The organism is Streptomyces parvus, from assembly GCF_014648875.1.
Lineage (GTDB): Bacteria > Actinomycetota > Actinomycetes > Streptomycetales > Streptomycetaceae > Streptomyces > Streptomyces parvus.
In genome coordinates this window covers 679,394-698,673 of record NZ_BMRY01000002.1, presented here as the reverse complement: position 1 = coordinate 698,673, position 19,280 = coordinate 679,394, and the positions used below count along the sequence as shown (strand labels likewise).

Genomic DNA, 19,280 nt, shown 5'->3' with positions numbered 1-19,280 from the left:
GCCCTACTTCGGGCTGTCGTCCTCGCCGATGTGGTGCACGCGGACCAGGTTCGTCGAGCCGGGGACGCCGGGCGGGGAGCCGGCCGTGATCACGACCACGTCGCCCTTCGCGCAGCGGCCGATGCGGAGGAGCTGCTCGTCGACCTGGGCGACCATCGCGTCCGTGGAGTCGACCTTCGGGCCGAGGAAGGTCTCGACGCCCCACGTGAGGTTGAGCTGGGCGCGGGTGGCTTCGTCGGGGGTGAAGGCGAGGAGCGGGATGGGTGAGCGGTAGCGGGAGAGGCGTTTCACCGTGTCGCCGCTCTGGGTGAAGGCTACGAGGAACTTCGCGCCGAGGAAGTCGCCCATCTCGGCGGCGGCCCGGGCCACCGCGCCGCCCTGGGTGCGGGGCTTGTTGCGTTCGGTGAGGGGCGGGAGGCCCTTGGCGAGGAGGTCTTCCTCGGCGGCCTCGACGATGCGGGACATGGTCCGCACGGTCTCGATGGGGTATTTGCCGACGCTGGTCTCGCCGGAGAGCATCACCGCGTCGGTGCCGTCGATGATCGCGTTGGCGACGTCGGAGGCTTCGGCGCGGGTGGGGCGGGAGTTGTCGATCATCGAGTCGAGCATCTGGGTGGCGACGATGACCGGTTTGGCGTTGCGCTTGGCGAGTTTGATGGCTCGCTTCTGGACGATCGGGACTTGTTCCAGGGGCATTTCGACGCCGAGGTCGCCGCGGGCGACCATGATGCCGTCGAAGGCGGCGACGATGTCGTCGATGTTGTCGACGGCCTGGGGTTTCTCGACCTTGGCGATGACGGGGAGGCGGCGGCCTTCCTCGTCCATGATGCGGTGGACGTCGTCGATGTCGCGTCCGGTGCGGACGAAGGAGAGGGCGATGATGTCGGCGCCGGTGCGCAGGGCCCAGCGGAGGTCGTCGATGTCCTTCTCGGAGAGGGCGGGGACGGAGACGGCGACGCCGGGGAGGTTGAGTCCCTTGTTGTCGGAGACCATGCCGCCTTCGATGACGGTGGTGTGGACGCGGGGTCCGTCGACGTCGGTGACTTCGAGGGTGACGCGGCCGTCGTCGACGAGGATGCGTTCGCCGGTGGTGACGTCGGCGGCGAGTCCGTCGTAGGTGGTGCCGCAGATGTCGCCGGTGCCCTGGTCTTCGAGGGGTTCGACGGTGATGGTGAAGGTGTCGCCGCGTTCAAGGAGTACGGGGCCTTCGCGGAAGCGTCCGAGGCGGATCTTCGGGCCTTGAAGGTCGGCGAGGATGCCGACGCTGCGGCCGGTTTCCTCGGACGCCTTGCGCACGTGGTGGTAGCGCTCTTCGTGTTCGGCGTAGCTGCCGTGGCTGAGGTTGAAGCGGGCGATGTCCATTCCCGCTTCGACCAGGGCCTTGATCTGGTCGTATGAGTCGGTTGCGGGTCCCAGGGTACAAACGATTTTCGCTCGGCGCATACGTCGAGCCTAAACCTTACCTACGGGTAGGTATTTGGCTCCGTATGACACCTCAACAACCTTTGAGTGAAGGGTTATTGACAAGTGTTGAATTGTGCGGCGGGGTGCTCTGATGAGCGTTTATCCGAGGTTCGGCGGGATGAGGGTGAAGGCGGCTTCGACCTGGGCGTCGACGTTCTGGCGTACGGGTTCGAGGTCGACGGGGGCCGCGTCGGTGGCGGCTTCCGCGCGGGCGGAGCGCATGACGCCGGCGCCTCCGTAGGCCGCGGTGGCGAAGGTGGGTCCGCCGACGGTGCCGGTGTCGCTGAGTTCGAGGAGGGCGTCGATGCGGGTGTCGAGGGCTTCGGCGTATTCGCGGGCGCGTTGGAGGGCTTCCTGGACTGCTTGGCGGCCGGCGGCGGCGTGGTGGGGGGAGGTGGGGCGCAGGGCCCACCAGGGGCCGTCGATGCGGGTGAGTTCCTGGTCGGCGAGGCGGGCGACGAGTTCGCCGAGGACAGTGAAGTCGCCGAGGTTGGCGGTGAGTTGGATGCTGCCGTGGTAGGCGCGGATGCGTTCGCCGCGGCCGTGGCGGGCGAGTTCGGGGCGGATGGTGAGGGTGCCGGTTTCGAGTTTTTCGACGGCGTCGCCGTAGCCCTTGATGAGGTCGAGGGTGGTGGTGTTGCGGCGGTTGAGGTCGTCGAGGGTGGTGCGGCGGTCGGTGTTGCGAGCGGTGAGGGTGACGGTGATGCGGGCGATCTCGGGGTCGACTTCGAGGTGGGCTTCGCCGCGGACGGTGGCGCGGGGGGCGGTGGGGGTGCCGTGGGAGGGGTGGGGTGCGGGGGTGGGGGTGTCGGTCATGTGTTCACTGTGGCACGGCGGGTGGTGCCTCGGGGGGTGTGTCGGGTGGTCATCGGATCGAAACCTGCGCGGGGTGTTGCGGGTGTGGGGTGCTGGGCCAGAATCTACGCGCGTTGCCGTACTGAACGAGGAGTGAAGAGATGCCGTTGAACCGTAGGACGTTTCTGGGCCGTTCGGCCGCCGCGGGTGCGGGTGTGGCGATGGCGGGCGGTGCGGTGGTGGGCTCGGCCGGTGCGGCGCAGGCTGCGGGGCAAGGGCACGGGCATGGTCATGGGCGGCCTGCGAAGCGGTACTCGTTCACGGTGATGGGCACGACGGACCTGCACGGGAACGTCTTCAACTGGGACTACTTCACGGACAAGGAGTACGACGACTCCGCCCACAACGATGTCGGTCTGGCGAAGATCTCGACGCTGGTGGACCGGGTGCGCCGGGAGAAGGGGCGGCGGAACACGCTGCTGATCGACGCGGGTGACACGATCCAGGGCACGCAGTTGTCGTACTACTACGCGAAGGTCGATCCGATCACGGCGCGGCGTGGTCCGGTGCATCCGATGGCGCGGGCGATGAACGCGATCGGTTACGACGCGGCGGCGCTCGGGAACCACGAGTTCAATTACGGGATTCCGGTGCTGCGGAAATTCGAGGAGCAGTGCGATTTCCCGCTGCTGGGGGCGAATGCGCTGGATGCGAAGACGCTGCGTCCGGCGTTCGCCCCGTATGTGATCAGGCGGATGCGCACGCCGTGCGGGCGTGATGTGCGGGTGGCGGTGCTGGGGCTGACGAATCCCGGTATCGCGATCTGGGACAAGGCGAATGTGGGCGGGAAGATGGTGTTCCCGGGTCTGGAGGAGCAGGCGGCGAAGTGGGTGCCGAAGCTGCGGTCGATGGGTGCGGACGTGGTGATCGTGTCGGCGCATTCGGGTTCTTCGGGGACGTCGTCGTGGGGTGACCAGTTGCCGTACGTGGAGAACGCGGCGGCTCTGGTGGCGGAGCAGGTGCCGGGGATCGACGCGATTCTGGTGGGGCACGCGCATATGGAGATCGCGGAGCACTTCGTGACGAACAAGGAGACCGGCAAGCAGGTGGTGCTGTCGGAGCCGGCGAAGTGGGGGCAGCGGCTGACGCTGTTCGACTTCGATGTGGTGTGGGAGAAGGGCCGTTGGGCGGTGGAGAGGGCCGGTTCCCGGGTGTTGAACTCCAACACGGTGCCGGAGGATCCGGAGGTGACGTCGTTGCTGCGCCGTGAGCACCGCAAGGTGGTGGAGTACGTCAACCAGGTGATCGGTACGTCGGTGGTGGCGATGTCGACGGCGGACGCGCCGTGGAAGGACGAGCCGATCATCGATCTGATCAACCAGGTGCAGACGGAGACGGTGAAGGCGGCGCTGGCGGGCGGGGAGTACGCGGCGCTGCCGGTGCTGTCGCAGGCGTCGTGTTTCTCGCGTACGGCGGGGATTCCGGCCGGTGATGTGACGATCAAGGACGCTGCGGGGTTGTATCCGTTCGAGAACACGCTGGAGGCGCGGCTGATCACGGGTGCTCAGTTGAAGGACTATCTGGAGTATTCGGCGCGGTATTACGTGCGGACGGCGGCGGGTGGTCCGGTGGATACGGCGAAGTTGACGAACGCGGAGGGGATTCCGGACTACAACTACGACGCGGTGTCGGGTGTGACGTACGACGTCGACATCGCGAAGCCGGCGGGTTCGCGGATCGTGGGGTTGTCGTTCGAGGGGAAGGCGATCGATCCGGCGGCGCGGTTCGTGTTGGCGGTGAACAACTACCGGGCGAGCGGTGGGGGGAACTTCCCGCATGTGCCGGGTGCTCGGCAGTTGTGGGCGGATTCGGACGAGATCCGGAACACGATCATCGGGTGGGTGCGGGAGAAGGGTTCGGTGGATCCGGCGGCTTTCGCCTCGGTGGGGTGGCGGCTGACGCGTGAGGGGGCGCCGGTCTTCCCGTAGCGCTGGTTGGTTGGTTCGGCCCGGGTCTCCCTCTGTGGGGGCCCGGGCCGTTCGTTGTCCCGGGGGGGCTAGAGGGTCTGGCTCAGGGGGACGAGTGCGGGGCTCTGGGCGGGGATGCCCGGGGGGTGGGGGGTGAGGCCGAAGGTGGTGAAGGCGGTGCGTTCGGGGAGGGGGTAGGGGTTGGCGCCGGTGAGGTTGTTGAGGATGGTGGCGCTGCGCCAGGCGGCGAGGCCGAGGTCGGGGGCGCCGACTCCGTGGGTGTGGCGTTCGGCGTTCTGTACGTAGACGTGTCCGGTGACGGTGGGGTCGAGGACGAGGCGGTATTGGTCGTCGATGCGGGGGCGGTGGGAGGCGTCGCGGCGGAGGTAGGGGTCGAGGCCGCCGAGGAGGGCGTCGAGGGGGCGTTCGCGGTAGCCGGTGGCGAGGATGACGGCGTCGGTGGTGAGGCGGGTGCGGGTGCCTTGCTGGGTGTGTTCGAGGTGGAGTTCGACGCGGGTGTCGGCGAGGCGGCCGGCGGTGCGGACGTGGACGCCGGGGGTGAGGGTGGCGTCGGGCCAGCCGCCGTGGAGGGTGCGGCGGTAGAGCTCGTCGTGGATGGCGGCGATGGTGTCGGCGTCGATGCCTTTGTGGAGTTGCCATTGGCGGGGGACGAGTTCGTCGCGGGCGGATTCGGGGAGTGCGTGGAAGTAGCGGCTGTAGTCGGGGGTGAAGTGTTCCAGGCCGAGCTTCGAATATTCCATGGGGGCGAAGGCCTGGGTGCGGGCGAGCCAGTGGATCTTCTCGGCGCCTTCGGGGCGGGCGCGCAGGAGGTCGAGGAAGATCTCGGCGCCGGACTGGCCGGAGCCGATGACGGTGATGTGGTCGGCGGTGAGGAGCCGTTCGCGGTGGCGGAGGTAGTCGGCGGAGTGGAGTACGGGGACGGCTTCGGCTTCGGCGAGGGGTTTGAGGGGTTCGGGGACGAAGGGTTCGGTGCCGATGCCGAGGGCGATGTGGCGGGTGTAGGCGCGGCCGAGTGCTTCGGCTTCGCCGTCGCGGTCGAGTTGGGTGAAGTCGACTTCGAAGAGGGCGCGGTCGGTGTTCCAGCGGACGGCGTCGACCTGGTGGCCGAAGTGGAGTCCGGGGAGTTGTTCGGTGACCCAGCGGCAGTAGGCGTCGTATTCGGCTCGTTGGATGTGGAAGCGCTCGGCGAAGTAGAAGGGGAAGAGGCGGTCGCGGGTGCGGAGGTAGTTGAGGAAGCTCCAGGGGCTGGTGGGGTCGGCGAGGGTGACGAGGTCGGCGAGGAAGGGGACTTGGAGGCTGGCGCCGTCGAGGAGGAGGCCGGGGTGCCAGTGGAAGGCGGGGCGTTGTTCGTAGAAGGTCGCGGCGAGGGGGCGGGGGTCGCCGGGGGTGGCGGGGATGGTGTGGGCGAGGGCGGCGAGGGAGAGGTTGAAGGGGCCGATGCCGATGCCGACGAGGTCGTGTGGCTGGTCGGGTTCGTGGGCGGGTCGGTCGGTCATCGTGGGGGTGTCGCCTTCCGTGGGGTGAGGGTGGGGTGGGGTGGGTCTGTTATGCCGGTGCGGGTGGTGTCTGTGGGGTGGCCTCCGGTGCCGGTGGGCTGGTGAGGAGGTCGGTGGTGGTGCCGGTGACCAGGTCCAGGAGGGCCTGGAGGTCTTCGGGGGTGGTGTGGGGGTTGAGGAGGGTCGCCTTGAGCCAGAGGCGGCCTTCGGCGTGGGCGCGGCCGAGGACGGCGTGGCCGCGTTGGAGGAGGGTGCGGCGGACGGTGGCGACGGTGTGGTCGTCGGCGTCGGTGGGGCGGAAGAGGACGGTGCTGATGGTGGGGTGGTCGTAGAGGTCGAGGGTCGGGGTTTTGGTGATGAGGTCGGCGAGGTGGTGGGCGGTGGCGATGGTGCGGTCGATGAGGTCGGCGAGTCCGGTGCGGCCGAGGGCCTGGAGGGTGACGGCGATCTTGAGGGCGTCGGGGCGGCGGGTGGTGCGCAGCGAGCGGCCGAGGAGGTCGGGGAGGCCGGCTTCGGTGTCGTCGTCGGCGTTGAGGTAGGGGGCGTGGTGGTGGAGGGGGGTGAGGTGGTGGTGTTCGGGTACGGCGAGGAGGCCGGCGGATGCGGGCTGCCAGCCGAGTTTGTGGAGGTCGAGGGTGACGCTGTGGGCGCGGTCGAGGCCGTGGAGGAGGGGGTGGTGGGTGGGGCTGAGGAGGAGTGGTCCTCCGTAGGCGGCGTCGATGTGGAGTTCGGCGTCGTGGGTGGTGCAGAGGTCGGCGATGGCGTCGAGGGGGTCGATCTCGCCGGTGTCGGTGGTGCCGGCGGTGGCGATGACGAGGAGGGGTCGGTGGAGTTCGGTGAGGGCGTCGTCCAGGGCGGCGAGGTCGAGGGTGCCGGTGGGGGCGGGTACGACGACGGGTTCGGGGAGGCCGAGGAGCCAGGCGGCGCGGGCGATGCTGTGGTGGGCGTTGGTGCCGCAGACGGTCTGTACGGGGCCGTGGCGTTCTCGGGCGAGGAGCAGGGCGAGTTGGTTGGCTTCGGTGCCGCCGGTGGTGATGACGGCGTCGGGTGAGGGGGCGTGGGGGTAGATCTCGGTGGCGAGTGCGCTGGTGAGGTCGGCTTCGAGGGCGGCGGCGGCGGGGGCCTGGTCCCAGGAGTCCATGGAGGGGTTGAGGGCGTCGGCGGCGAGGTCGGCGGCGGCTGCCAGGGCGAGGGGTGGGGTGTGCAGGTGGGCGGTGCAGTGGGGGTGGGCGGGGTCGGCGGCGCCTTGGGCGAGGGCGGTGACGAGGGCGCGCAGGGCGTGGTGGGGGCCGGTGCCGTGGTCGGGGATGAGGGGGTGGGTGGCGGTGCGGGTGCGGGGGGTGACGGTGTCGGGTCCGCCGGCGGGGAGGGGGCCGCCGCGGAGGGCCGCGCCGTCGTGGAGTGCGGTGAGGACGGTGTCGAGGAGGGGGCGCAGTGCGGTGGGGCCTGCGGTGCCTCCGGCGAGGGGCGGGGTGGGCATGGGTGGGGTGGTCCTTCGGGTGTGCGGGGGTGGACATGCCAGCTTGTCCCTGGTTTGGGGTGGCGCGGCCGAAGAGCCCAACGATTCGAACTCGAAAGGGGTACTGGCGGTCGGTGGGGCCGGGGCGGGGTGGGTGGGGGTGGTATGGGTGTGCGATTTCGGGACCGGTGTGCTGGGGCGGCCCCGGACGGGCGCTCGGGGCAGAGCCGCCTGCTCAATGAGTTAATTGCAGTTTTATGCAATTCACTACATGCTGTACGGGTCGTTCCGCCCTGACAGGGAGCCCGCGTGATGTTCACGCCGCCCGATCCGTTGCCGTACCGGCATGTGCTGACGCTGCCCGCGACGGGGCGGGCTGTGCGCGTCGCCCGGGAGACCACCGAGCAGGTGCTGGAGGAGTGGGGGTGGCGGCGTGGGAGCCGTGCCGTGATCCGGCGCTGCTGATCCTCAGCGAGCTGGTGGCCAACAGCGTGCGTCATGCGGCGGCGCTCTCCCCGCAGGTGACGGTGGTGTTCGCGGGCGGGCCGGACACGTTCGCGTTCGGCGTGCACGACCGTCATCCGTACCGTCCGGCGCTGTTCGCGTCCGCCGGGATCGCGCCGGGGCGGGGGCTGGCGACCGTGATGGAGCTGACCCGTGGTCTGGGCGGCAGAGCGGTGGTGCGGGGCGATGCCGACGAGGGCGGCAAGAGCATCTGGGTCACTCTGCCGCTGCGGCGCGGCTTCCGGTGACCCTCGGGTACACGTCCGGGGTGCGGAGGCGCGAGGATGAGCCCATGGAGAAGAGTTCAGGTCAGCAGTGGTGCGGCGGGCTCCCGCCGTACGGAACGGGGTGCCGCAGGTGAGCACGCCGCTGTACCGCTTGAAGGCGGAGTTCTTCAAGACGCTGGGGCACCCGGTCCGGATCCGGGTGCTCGAACTGCTCAGTGAACGCGATCACGCGGTCTCGGAGATGCTCAACGAGGTGGGGGTCGAGGCCGCGCATCTCTCGCAGCAGTTGGCGGTGTTGCGCCGGGCCGGTCTGGTGACGGCCCGGCGGGAGGGGTCGGCGGTCCACTACTCGCTGGCCGATCCGGGGGTGGCGGAGCTGCTGCGGGTGGCGCGGACGATTCTGACCGGGGTGCTGGCGGGTCAGGCGGAGCTGCTGGCCGATCTGCGGTCGGACGGCGACGGCCCGGACGATGCTCGCCCGGGCCGTCAGGACACCCCGTAGAGGTCAGGAGAGGTCAGCCCGTGGCCGACGTGCGCACGGCGAGGGCGCGGCGGAGGTCGTCGAGCTGGTCGACGAGCTTGCGGCGCAGGGCCGGGGTGAGGGCCGGGTCCTCCAGGGCGCGGAGGCCGGTGCCGAGGCTCTCGGGGTCGACGGCGTACACCGGGAAGGCGTAGCGTCCGGCGGCCTCGGCGATGGCGGGTCCCCTGCGGGCGGCGAGCGCGATGGCGTCCGGGTAGAAGCGGGACACGTAGTCGCCGGTCACGTCTTCCTGGCCGGGCTGCCAGAAGCCCTGGGCGGTGGCGGTGAAGAGGTAGTTGGACAGGGTGTCGTCGGTGAACAGGGCGTCCCAGGCGGCGGCCTTGGCTTCGGCGGTGGGGAGGGCGGCGCGGCAGCGGGCGGCGCCTTCCCGGCCGGTGGCGCTGGGGTCCGCCGCCAGTTCGGTGGCGATGGCGGTCTCGTCGGTGGCGCCGAGGACGGCGAGCCGGGTGAGGATGCGCCAGCGCAGTTCGGGGTCGAGCTCGGGCCCGCCGTGGACGGTGCCCTCGTCGAGCCAGCTGCGGAGCGTGTCGGGCTGGGTGGCGGCGTCGATGAAGTGGCGTACGGCGATGAGGCGCAGGCCCGGTTGTGAGCCGTCCTCGGTGCGGCGGATGAGGTCGCGGCAGAGGTCGGTGAGGGTGGCGCGGGCGGCGGGCAGGTCCTCGGGGATGGTGCAGCGGTCGACGACCTGGCCGGCGGCGAAGGACAGGACGCCCTGGACTAGGGCGAGGTCCGTCTCGTACGGGAGGTGGGTGCGGGCGGTCGCGAGGTAGGTGGCGGGGGCGAGGTCGCCGTCGCGGACCATGTCGCGGGCGGTGTTCCACAGGACGGCCCGGGTGAGGGCGTCGGGGATGCCGGAGAGGTCGGTGAGGACGGTGTCCCAGGAGGCGGTGTCCAGGCGGATCTTGGCGTAGGTGAGGTCTCCGTCGTTGAGGACGACGAGGGCGGGGCGGCGGCCGGGGCGGATCGTGGGTGTCCCGTCGCCGGGTACGTCGATCTCGAAGCGGTCGCGCAGCGCGAGGCGGCCGGGGCCCGCCTGGGTGCCCAGGGCGTGGTCGTAGGCGCCGACGGTGATGCGGTGGGGGCGGGAGCCGTCGCGGGTGACGGTGAGGGCCCAGGACTGGCCGTTGCCGTTCGCCGGGGGGCCGGAGGGTTCGGTGGGGGCGGGGGTGCCGGTCTCGGCGGTGAGGGTGTCGATGCCGGTGGTGCGCAGCCACTGTCCGGCCCAGGCGTGGACGTCGCGGTCGGTGGCGGAGGCCAGGTTGTCGATGAAGTCGGCGAGGGTGGCGTTGGCGAACTTGTGGCGGGCGAAGTGGGCGTTGATGCCGGCCAGGAAGTCCTTCTCGCCGAGCCAGGCGACGAGTTGGCGCAGGGCGGAGGCGCCCTTGGCGTAGCTGATGCCGTCGAAGTTGAGGAGGGCGGAGGCGGTGTCGGGGACGGCGTCGGGGTCGGGGGCGACGGGGTGGGTGGAGGGGCGCTGGTCGGCGTCGTAGCCCCAGCCCTTGCGGGCGACGCCGAAGTCGACCCAGGTGTCGGTGAATCGGGTGGCTTCGGTGAGGGTCTGGTAGCCCATGTACTCGGCGAAGGACTCGTTCAGCCAGATGTCGTCCCACCAGGTGAGGGTGACGAGGTCGCCGAACCACATGTGGGCCATCTCGTGGGCGATGACCATGGCGCGGGTCTGGCGCTCGGTGTCGGTGACGGCGGAGCGGTAGACGAACTCGTCGCGGAAGGTGACGAGTCCGGGGTTCTCCATGGCGCCGGCGTTGAACTCGGGGACGAAGGCCTGGTCGTAGGAGTCGAACGGGTAGGGCTCGTCGAACTTCTCGTGGTAGCGGTCGTAGCAGGCGCGGGTGATGTCGAGGATCTCGTCGGCGTCGGCGTCCAGGTACGGGGCGAGGGAGCGGCGGCAGTGGATACCGAAGGGCAGTCCGGCGTGCTCGGTGGTGATCGAGTGCCAGGGTCCGGCGGCGATGGCGACGAGGTAGGTGGAGATGAGGGGGGTGGGGGCGATGGTCCAGCGCCCCTGTCCGGTGTGCTCGGCGACGCAGTTGCCGAGGACGGTCCAGCCTTCGGGGGCGGTGACGTCGATGGCGAAGACGGACTTGAGGTCGGGCTGGTCGAAGGCGGCGAAGACGCGCTGGACGTCATCCATGAACAGCTGGGTGTAGAGGTAGGTCTCGCCGTCGGTGGGGTCGGTGAAGCGGTGCATGCCCTCGCCGGTGCGGGAGTAGTGCATCGCGGCGTCGACGCGCAGTTCGTGGGGGCCGGCGGTGAGCCCGGGGAGGGGGTAGCGGTTGCCGTCGAGGAGGGCGGGGTCCAGGGGCTGTCCGTCGAGACTGATCGAGCGCAGGGTGGCGGGCTTGACCTCGACGAAGGTGTCTCCGGCCACGCGGGCGGTGAACCGGATGGCGGTGGCGGAGTCGAAGGTCTCCTCGCCGGTGGTGAGGTCGAGGGCGATCGTGTACCGCTCCACGTCGAGGATCTGGGCTCGGGTCTGCGCTTCGTCGCGCGTCAGTACGGACATGGCCCCATGCTGCCGTACGGGGGACGGCGGGCGCAGCGGGGTTCTCCCTGGGCGGACGGGCGGGCAGGTGGCGTGATCGTGGCGGGTGGATACCCCGGGGGGGCTGTTGCCGCTTACCATCTCCTCGGCGCGGCACACCGAATACCGAGGACGTCCCTCATGACGCTCACGCCTGCGCCCGAACCTGTCGTTCCGAGACCCGGGCCGGAGATCCGGCCCACCACGGTCGGTCACCGAGCTCCGGAGTCCCCGCACGGGCCTGATGCCGGTCCCGCTCCCCTGCTGCCGCGGGCGGTCTGCGAGGCGGCGCTGACCGCGCTGCTGCTGTTCCTGATCGTGACGGCGGTGCGGTGGCTCGTCGGGCCGGACCCGGGGTCGGCGGCCGCCCGTCCGGCGGTGCTGGGCGGCGTCGTCGGGATCCTGCTCGCCCTGCTGATGCTGTCCCCGCCCGGCCGCTGCTCGGGCGGCCATCTGAACCCGGCCGTCACCGTCGCCCTGTGGCGGCTCGGGGTCTTCCCCGGTCGCGAGGTCGTGCCGTACGCCGTGGCCCAGTTGGCCGGGTCGGTGTCCGGGGTGTGGTGCGCGGGGCTGGTGTGGGGTCCGGCGGCCGGGCGCCCGCCGGTCCGTCACGCCTCGGTGCGGGCCGATCCGGCGTGGGGCGACGCGGTGGTCCTGGCGGCCGAGGCGGGGGTCCTGGCGGGGTCGACGCTGATGCTCGCCGTGCTGCTCGCGTCGCCGGGCGGGCGCCGGGTGCTCCCGTACGCGGTGGGGCTGACGACGGCCCTGGTCATCGGGGTGCTCGGCCCGCTGAGCGGCGGATCGGCGAACCCGGCGCGGCAGTTCGGCCCGGCGCTGCTGGCCGGGGACACGGGGCGGCTGTGGGTGTACGTGCTCGGGCCGGCCGTGGGGGCGGTGCTCGGCGCGTGGTGCGCGGGGCGGACCGGGCTCCGCCGGCCGTCGTCCCGGTAGCGGCTCAGACGTTCCGTGCCTGGCCGTTCTCCTCCTGGCCGCTCTCCTCCTGGCCGCTCTCCACCTCGCCGTTCTCCGCCTCGCCGCTCTCCACCTGGCCGTTCTCCGCCTCCTCGGCGATGCGCTCGTGGTGGCGGATCACCTCGGCGATGATGAAGTTCAGCAGCTTCTCGGCGAACGCCGGGTCCAGGTTGGCGCTCTGGGCCAGTTCCCTGAGCCGGGCGATCTGGCGGGTCTCGCGGGCGGGGTCGGCGGGCGGCAGCTTGTGGTCGGCCTTCAGACGGCCGACCTGCTGGGTGGCCTTGAAGCGTTCGGCCAGCATGTGGACGACGGCGGCGTCGATGTTGTCGATGCTCTCGCGCAGCCGGTTCAGCTCGGCCCGGACGGTCGCGTCGATCTCGCTCGTACTCATGGTCAGCGAGCTTAGACGTCCGTCCTCACGGCCCGATCGTCGGCGGGTCGTCGGGGTCGGGCACCTGGTCGCTCCAGCCGCCGGGCACGCTGCGGCCCTGCTGTTCGCGGAAGCGGACGGGGGCCGTGCCAACCCGGCGGGCGAAGAGCCGGGAGAAGTAGGCGGGGTCGTCGTAGCCGACGCGGCGGGCCACGGCGGCGACCGGGAGGTCGGTGGCGGCGAGGAGTTCCTTGGCCCGGCCGAGGCGGATCCCGAGCAGGTAGTCCTTGGGGCTGCACCCTGCGCCGCGCCGTACGGCGGTGCGCAGTTCGGCGGGGGTCATGCCGTGCCGGGAGGCGTGCTGGGCGACGGTGAGCGGCTGGTAGGCGTCGCGGGCGAGCGCCTGGAGCACCGGACCGCCGTCGGGGCCGATGTCGGCGCGGGCGCGGCGCAGGGAGACGAGGAGTTCGTGGACGGCGGCCCCGGTCTCGACCTCCAGGAGGGGGTTGCCGCGGCGGGCGGCGCGCACGATGCGTCCGACGGCGGCGCGCGGGGCGGCGGTGTCGGCGAGCGGGACGAGGGGGCGGTCGGGTTCGATGTAGCCGAGTTCGGTGTACGTGGTGGTGGCGGGGCCGGTGAAGTCGACGAAGCTCTCGTCCCAGCCGGTGCCGGGGTCGGCGCCGTAGTGGTGGGGGGTGCCGGGGGTCAGCCAGATGAGGCTGGGGCCGGTGACGGGGGTGCGGCGGCCGTCGGGGCCCTTGAACCAGCCGGTGCCGGAGTTGACGATCACGGCGACGTGGTGGTCGAGGGTGCGGGGCCCGACGGTGGGCAGCGCCCCGTGCTGGAGGCCGACGCCGAGGCAGACGAGGCCCAGCCGGTGGTGGAGCGGGCTCGGGGTGAAGAAGCGCATCCAGGTGTGGTAGGTCACGGTCTTCCCCTCCCAGGTGGTCCGTCGGTTGCCGTTCCGGTTCCGGTTCGGTTCCGGTCCCGGCGGGTCCCGGCCGCCGGTCCGTTGCGTCCAATCAACAGCGATCTTTGTCCATGGACCCGGTGCGCGCCAGAGGTGACAGTGGTCGGACCAATCGACCGGGGGCCGCCGGGTGCGGCCGAGCACAGGAGCGTAACTGCGCCATGACCGACTTCACCGTGGACGACGAGGGCTTCCGGTTCGACGGGAAGCCCGTACGGCTGCTGTCGGGCGCCCTGCACTACTTCCGGGTGCACGAGGAGCAGTGGGGGCACCGGCTCGCGATGCTCGCCGCGATGGGCCTGAACTGCGTCGAGACGTATGTGCCGTGGAATCTGCACGAGCCGCGCGAGGGCGAGCTCCGGGACGTCGGGGCGCTCGGCCGGTTCCTGGACGCGGTGGAGCGGGCGGGGCTGTGGGCGATCGTGCGGCCGGGTCCGTACATCTGCGCCGAGTGGGAGAACGGCGGTCTTCCGGTGTGGGTGACGGGCCGGTTCGGGCGGCGGGTGCGGACCCGGGACGCGGAGTTCCGGGCGGTGGTGGAACGGTGGTTCCGGGAGCTGCTGCCGCAGGTGGTGGAGCGGCAGGTGGTGCGGGGCGGTCCGGTGATCCTCGTCCAGGCGGAGAACGAGTACGGGAGTTTCGGCTCCGACGCGGTGTATCTGGAGTGGCTGGCGGGGCTGCTGCGGGAGTGCGGGGTGACGGTCCCGCTGTTCACGTCGGACGGGCCGGAGGACCACATGCTGACCGGGGGTTCGGTGCCGGGGCTGCTAGCGACGGCGAACTTCGGTTCGGGGGCGCGGGAGGGTTTCGCGGTGCTGCGCCGGCATCAGCCGAAGGGTCCGTTGATGTGTATGGAGCTCTGGTGCGGCTGGTTCGACCACTGGGGTGCCGAACCGGTGCTGCGCGACGCGGAGGAGGCGGCCGGGGCGCTGCGGGAGATCCTGGAGTGCGGGGCGTCGGTGAACATCTACATGGCGCACGGCGGGTCGAACTTCGCGGGCTGGGCGGGGGCGAACCGGGGTGGCCCCCTGCAGGACGGAGAGTTCCAGCCGACGGTGACGTCGTACGACTACGACGCACCGGTCGACGAGTACGGGCGGGCCACGGAGAAGTTCCACCTGTTCCGGAAGGTTCTCCAGGAGTACGCGGAGGGGCCGTTGCCCGCGCTGCCGCCGGAGCCGCGGGGTCTCGCCGGGCCGGTGCGGGCGGAGTTGACCGGGTGGGCGGGGCTCGGGGACGTGACGGAGGCGCTGGGCGATCCGGAGACGGAGTCGGGGGTGCCGCCGACCTTCGAGGAGCTGGGCGTGGACCGGGGTCTGGTGCGTTACCGGGTGGCGGTGCCGGGGCCGCGCCAGGCGTATCCGCTGGGCGCGTCGGGGCTGCGGGACAGGGCGGTGGTGTACGTGGACGGGGTGCGGGCCGGGGTGCTGACCGAGGAGTCCGGCACGCTGCCGGAGCCGGTGGCGGGGCCCGCGGAGGTCGAGCTGTGGGCGGAGTCGCTGGGCCGGGTCAACTACGGGCCGCGGCTGGGTGAGCCGAAGGGGGTCACGGGCGGGGTGCTGCACGAGCGGCAGTACCTGCACGGGGTACGGGCCCGGGGGCTGCGGCTGGACGCCTTCGAGGTGCCGGGCGCGGTGGCGGCGGTCCCGTTCGGGCCGGTGGAGGCCGCCGCGGGGGCGGGCGACGCGGGGCGAACGGGGCTGTTCCGGGGGGCGTTCTCGGTAAAGGGCGCGGCGGGTCTCGGCCATGCGGGGCTCGAACTGCCGGGCTGGACGCGCGGGTTCGTCTGGGTGAACGGCTTCTGCCTGGGCCGGTACTGGTCGGCGGGCCCGCAGCGGATCCTGTACGTGCCGGGTCCGGTGCTCCGCGAGGGCGCCAACGAGGTGTGGGTGCTGGAGCTGGAGGACGCGGGCGAGCCGTGGGTGGAACTGGGCCCGGGGGCACCCGTACGAACGGGCACCCCCGGGGTGGTTCAGCCGTGATCAGCGGGTCGGCGCCCGACGATCGGGTGGATCAGGCCTGAGCCGGCCGGTCGCTCCGACCGGGTCAGAGCGAGTCGGCGGCGGAGGCGATGTCGGCCGCGAAGTGCGAGACCTGGGTGTAGACGCCCGGGTAGTCCGGGCGGGCGCAGCCCTGGCCCCAGCTGACGATGCCGACCTGGACCCACTCGTCGGAGTCGTCCTTGCGGAACATCGGGCCACCGGAGTCGCCCTGGCAGCTGTCGACGCCGCCGGTGTCGAGGAGGCCGGCGCACAGCTCCTCGTCGGCGACGAGGTTGCTGTAGGCGCCCTGGCAGTCGGAGTCGGAGACGAACGGGACGTCGGCCTTGAGGAGGTGGCGCTGCTGGCTGCCGCCTTCCTTGTCGGCGCCCCAGCCGGCGACGGTGAAGGTGCCCTCGTCGTAGGTGGCGTCGGTGGCGATCTTCAGGGTGGGCTGGTCGATCGGCTTGTCGAGCTTGATCAGCGCCCAGTCCTTGCCGGTGCCGTTGTAGCCCGGGGCCTGGAGGACCTTGGTGGAGTTGACCGTGATCGCGTCGGGCGACTCGAGGTCGGCGACACCGCCGGTGACGGTGATCGAGGTGTCGTCGCCCGAACCGTCCACGCAGTGGGCGGCGGTGAGGACGATGTCCTGGGTGTAGAGCGAACCGCCGCAGCCCATGGAGAGCCGGACCATGAAGGGGAATTCGCCCTGTTCGGCGCGTTCCCCGCCGACGATCGGCTGGGGGGCGGCGGAGGCGGGCTGGAGGCTGACGGTCGCGAGGGCGACGGCGGCTATGGCGACGGAACACCTTTTCAGCGCACTCAGAAGCTTCACAGATGCCTGCTTTCGTGGGGGGATTTCGTGTGGGGGGTTGCTGTGGGAGGTTGCCGTACCGCGTTGCCGTGCAGGAGTCCCTGTACGTGGAGCCGGAAGTGCTGACGTGCAGTGGGTTGTTGCCGTGGGCTGCGCGGTCCGGCGCGCGTGCCCCTGCCGGGTGACAGCCTCCGGCACGGAGCCGAATTGGTCATGTACCCGACAAGAACACTCCGATTATCGGTGCCGAGTGACCGCTGACACAAGGTGCAGTTTTCGGCCAAGATCACCCGGCGGCTTTCCGGCCCCTCTCCCCGCCCGGCCCACCGCCTTTCCGGCCCCTCTCCCCGCCCGGCATACAGTGGAGGTCCGTCAACCGTCGCGGATGGGGGATTCCGGCGTGACGAACCGTCCTCCGGGCGCACCCGTCGCCCATGGCTTTCCGCATCTGGACACGGTCCGCTCCGCGATCACCGCGCTCTACCGGCGGCTCTCGGCGGACGGAGTCCGGACCTACGCCACCAGCCTCGCGCCCGTCGACGCCGCGTTCGGGGACGAGGACGATCTGCATCTGGGAGCCCAGCGGGTGGCGCGTTCCCTGGTCCAGCACCTGCGCCTCCCCGACGCCCGGATGATCGTCGGCTTCCGCGCGATGGAGCACGCGGCGAGCGTGGAACTGACGGCGGGCCCGGAGTACTTCATCGAGCTGAACGACCGGTTCCGCACCCACCGCAGGGACATCGGCGCGGCGCTCGCGCACGAGATCACCCATGTCCTGCTGCACCGGCTCGGCCTTGAGTTCCCCGGCACCCGCGCCAACGAGATCCTGACCGACACGACGACGGCCTACCTCGGCACGGGCTGGCTGCTGCTGGACGCGTTCCGGGAGGACGCCACGTCGCGTCAGAAGCTCGGCTATCTGACCCGGGAGGAGTTCGGGTACGTCCTGGCCAAGCGGGCGTTCGCCTTCGACGAGGACCCCTCCCCGTGGTTCACCAGCCCCCAGGCCTACACCGCGTACACCAAGGGGCGTCAGCGCGCGCTGGACGATCTGCGCAGACCACCGCTGACCGCCGCCGGCTGGACGGGCCGCCGCCGCTACGCCAAGGACCGGCGGTACGCCCAGGACCACCCCGAGGCCGGCCCGGACCCGAACGTCCCGTACATCTTCGAGACCGGCCCCCAGGGACTGCGCGTCTCCTTCCCCTGCCCCACCTGCCACCAGCGCATCCGGCTCCCCGTCCGGGGCCGGGTCAGCGCACGGTGCGGGCTGTGCCGTACGCGCCTGGAGTGCGACACCTGACCTGGGGCGTCGTCCGGGAGTCCCCGTAGGGTCGAAGGATGACGAACAAGCCGATCAGGGACGAACCAAGCCTGTTCGACGCGCTGTACGAGGACGAGAACACGGTCGTACGGGCACTGCGCGCGGGTGCGCGGGCCGAGGCGAGCGACGAGGAGGGCACGACCGCGCTCTACACGGCGGCGGTCCAGGACCGCCCCGAGATGGTGCGGCTGCTGCTCGCGGCCGGGGCCGACCCCGACCGGGCGAGCGGGCCGGAGGCCGGTGATCTGCCGCTGTGCGGGGCGGCGTGCGGCGGGCACACCGAGGTGGTGGAGGCGCTGCTGTCCGCCGGGGCGCAGCCGGATCTGCGCGAGGAGTTCGGCTTCACCGCACTGCGCTGGGCGGTCGGCCTGGGGCACGCCCCGACGGTCGAGGCGCTGCTGGCCGCGGGCGCGGACCCGCTGCTGCCGGGCCCGCAGGGCGAGGCGATGCTGGTGCTGGCGGCGCAGCGCGGCTCGGTGCGGACGGTACGGGCGCTGCTCGCGCACGGCGCGGCGGCAGAGGGACAGGAATCCGCGGTCGCGGTCGCCCTGGCCGAGGCGCGGCGCCTCGCCGGACTCGATCCGGAGCGGGAGCTGCTGCGGCGGCTGGAGGAGATGTACGGCCCCGGGCTCGACACGGTGGTGTTCCGCGAGCGACGGAACGACGAGGAGACCGTGGCGGTGGAGCTGCTCCGGGACGGGGTGCCGACGGCGGGCGTGGACCAGCACACGGGGCACGCGGAGATCGTGACGCTGCTGGAGGGATGGGCCCTGAGCCGGGACTGAGCCGGGCGCGGGCCGGGCGGGGCCGACGGGGCTGAGCCGGGCGGGGCCGACGGGGCTGAGCGGGGCGGGCCCGGCGGGCCTGAGCCGGGCGCGCCCACCCCTCACCGTCCGCTCACCGCCCGCGCTGCCACGTCTCCCGCGTCAGCTCGTACTCCACCTCACCGTGTTCGGAGCCCTCGATGGCCTCCGGCCAGTCCTCGGTGTAGGCCCGCACGAAGGTCAGCCCCGCCTTCTCCATCACGCGCCGGGACCCCGCGTTGACCGCCATGGTGTTGGCGGTGACCCGCTGGACCCCGAGGTCCGTGAACCCCTTGTCGACCAGGGCGCGTGCGCCCTCGGTGGCGTATCCGCGGCCCCAGGCGGCCCGGTTGAGCCGGTAGCCGAGCTCGACCACGGCGGGGTCGCGGTCGGTCAGCGGCCGGAGTTCGAACCAGCCGAGGAACGCATCCGACTCCTTCTCTCGCGCGATCCAGTAGCCGCGGGTTCCGGTGCACGGGTGGTCGTGAAGGAGCCTCGGCAGGGTACGGTCCCGGATGTCCTCGGCGCTCGTGGGCCGGCCGCCGTTGATGTACCGCATGACGGCCGGGTCGTTGTCGAGGGCGAGCAGGTCGGGGGCGTCGGCGGCCGTGGCGGGGCGCAGGACGAGCCGGTCGGTCTCCAGGAAGGAAGGGTAGGCCTGCGGTGCGGTGGCGAGGCGGACGGTCAGCCCCTCCGGGCTCGACAGCCGCGCGGCGCCTCCGGTGAGGGTGACGAGCTCGCCGCCGAGCTCGCGGGCCCGGGCGGCGACACGGTCCGGATCGCCCACGGCCACGGACACCTCCCAGTGCGGCGCGGCCTCGGGAGCTGCTTCCAGGAACGTGACGCGGGCGAGCGGAGCGCCGGTCGTCCCGGTGTAGAAGTGCCGGGCCCGCTCGGGGTCCGCGCAGACCAGGACCATGTGGTCGGGGATCGCCCCGCCCTCGTCCGGGGGCGATACCGGCCACCCCGCGAACCCTCGCGGCCGCCAGAAGGAGACGGCCGCGCCCACGGGGTCGATCAGGGTGGCGATCC

The 19,280-nt window shown here is 71.7% G+C and carries 15 protein-coding genes and 1 pseudogene; 7 read left to right on the top strand and 9 right to left on the bottom strand.

Annotation, left to right across the window (positions count from 1 at the left end; genetic code table 11):
• Positions 1 to 3: 3 nt before the first annotated feature.
• Together pyk and IE140_RS09280 are read right to left on the bottom strand one after the other, a co-directional pair.
• Positions 4 to 1,443 carry a pyruvate kinase gene (gene pyk / locus IE140_RS09285; protein WP_006123743.1) on the bottom strand — a complete coding sequence of 480 codons (1,440 nt, stop codon included), beginning with the start codon at positions 1,441 to 1,443 and terminating at the stop codon, positions 4 to 6.
• A 120-nt stretch (positions 1,444 to 1,563) separates the two neighbouring features.
• On the bottom strand, positions 1,564 to 2,280 hold the full coding sequence (locus IE140_RS09280; protein ID WP_189460266.1) for an SIMPL domain-containing protein: 717 nt from the start codon (positions 2,278 to 2,280) through the stop codon (positions 1,564 to 1,566).
• Positions 2,281 to 2,420: 140 nt separating this feature from the next.
• On the opposite strand from IE140_RS09280, the gene IE140_RS09275 reads away from it, so the two are divergent.
• Positions 2,421 to 4,247, top strand: a complete 1,827-nt coding sequence (locus IE140_RS09275) for a bifunctional metallophosphatase/5'-nucleotidase (RefSeq protein WP_150196436.1) — start codon at positions 2,421 to 2,423, stop codon at positions 4,245 to 4,247.
• Positions 4,248 to 4,315: 68 nt separating this feature from the next.
• On the opposite strand, the gene IE140_RS09270 is transcribed toward IE140_RS09275, so the two are convergent.
• Both IE140_RS09270 and IE140_RS09265 read right to left on the bottom strand, forming a co-directional pair.
• Positions 4,316 to 5,743 (bottom strand): lysine N(6)-hydroxylase/L-ornithine N(5)-oxygenase family protein, encoded by a 1,428-nt coding sequence (locus tag IE140_RS09270; RefSeq protein ID WP_093439991.1) that lies wholly within the window; start codon positions 5,741 to 5,743, stop codon positions 4,316 to 4,318.
• A 49-nt stretch (positions 5,744 to 5,792) separates the two neighbouring features.
• Positions 5,793 to 7,223 (bottom strand): pyridoxal phosphate-dependent decarboxylase family protein, encoded by a 1,431-nt coding sequence (locus IE140_RS09265; RefSeq protein ID WP_189460264.1) that lies wholly within the window; start codon positions 7,221 to 7,223, stop codon positions 5,793 to 5,795.
• Between the two features lie 291 nt (positions 7,224 to 7,514).
• Here IE140_RS09265 and IE140_RS09260 point away from each other — a divergent pair.
• Positions 7,515 to 7,954 (top strand): annotated as a pseudogene (locus IE140_RS09260) (ATP-binding protein).
• A gap of 109 nt (positions 7,955 to 8,063) precedes the next feature.
• A complete protein-coding gene (locus IE140_RS09255; protein ID WP_093440039.1) occupies positions 8,064 to 8,435 on the top strand; it encodes an ArsR/SmtB family transcription factor in 372 nt (123 codons plus the stop codon).
• 13 nt (positions 8,436 to 8,448) lie between these two features.
• Here the strand turns inward: IE140_RS09255 and pepN are convergent, their stop codons facing one another.
• Positions 8,449 to 10,998, bottom strand: coding sequence for an aminopeptidase N (gene pepN / locus IE140_RS09250; protein ID WP_189460262.1), 2,550 nt, complete (start codon positions 10,996 to 10,998; stop codon positions 8,449 to 8,451).
• A gap of 159 nt (positions 10,999 to 11,157) precedes the next feature.
• Here pepN and IE140_RS09245 point away from each other — a divergent pair, with 159 nt between their 5' ends.
• On the top strand, positions 11,158 to 11,967 hold the full coding sequence (locus tag IE140_RS09245; protein WP_150197653.1) for an MIP/aquaporin family protein: 810 nt from the start codon (positions 11,158 to 11,160) through the stop codon (positions 11,965 to 11,967).
• Between the two features lie 4 nt (positions 11,968 to 11,971).
• Here IE140_RS09245 and IE140_RS09240 read toward each other — a convergent pair whose 3' ends face one another.
• Both IE140_RS09240 and IE140_RS09235 read right to left on the bottom strand, forming a co-directional pair.
• Entirely contained in the window at positions 11,972 to 12,379 is a 408-nt protein-coding gene (locus tag IE140_RS09240) for a chorismate mutase (protein WP_150197654.1), read from the bottom strand.
• Positions 12,380 to 12,404: 25 nt separating this feature from the next.
• Positions 12,405 to 13,268 (bottom strand): AraC family transcriptional regulator, encoded by an 864-nt coding sequence (locus IE140_RS09235; protein ID WP_150197660.1) that lies wholly within the window; start codon positions 13,266 to 13,268, stop codon positions 12,405 to 12,407.
• 221 nt (positions 13,269 to 13,489) lie between these two features.
• Here IE140_RS09235 and IE140_RS09230 point away from each other — a divergent pair, with 221 nt between their 5' ends.
• Positions 13,490 to 15,310 (top strand): glycoside hydrolase family 35 protein, encoded by a 1,821-nt coding sequence (locus IE140_RS09230; protein WP_189460260.1) that lies wholly within the window; start codon positions 13,490 to 13,492, stop codon positions 15,308 to 15,310.
• 64 nt (positions 15,311 to 15,374) lie between these two features.
• Here IE140_RS09230 and IE140_RS09225 read toward each other — a convergent pair whose 3' ends face one another.
• Positions 15,375 to 16,142 (bottom strand): S1 family peptidase, encoded by a 768-nt coding sequence (locus IE140_RS09225; RefSeq protein ID WP_150197818.1) that lies wholly within the window; start codon positions 16,140 to 16,142, stop codon positions 15,375 to 15,377.
• A 364-nt stretch (positions 16,143 to 16,506) separates the two neighbouring features.
• Here IE140_RS09225 and IE140_RS09220 point away from each other — a divergent pair, with 364 nt between their 5' ends.
• Positions 16,507 to 17,424: a hypothetical protein gene (locus IE140_RS09220; protein WP_150197820.1), complete on the top strand. Its 918-nt coding sequence runs from the start codon at positions 16,507 to 16,509 to the stop codon at positions 17,422 to 17,424.
• Between the two features lie 38 nt (positions 17,425 to 17,462).
• Complete coding sequence (locus tag IE140_RS09215; RefSeq protein ID WP_150197822.1) at positions 17,463 to 18,230, top strand: ankyrin repeat domain-containing protein; 768 nt, start codon at positions 17,463 to 17,465, stop codon at positions 18,228 to 18,230.
• Positions 18,231 to 18,342: 112 nt separating this feature from the next.
• Here the strand turns inward: IE140_RS09215 and IE140_RS35895 are convergent, their stop codons facing one another.
• Positions 18,343 to 18,954: a GNAT family N-acetyltransferase gene (locus tag IE140_RS35895; protein ID WP_373296154.1), complete on the bottom strand. Its 612-nt coding sequence runs from the start codon at positions 18,952 to 18,954 to the stop codon at positions 18,343 to 18,345.
• Positions 18,955 to 19,280: the final 326 nt, after the last annotated feature.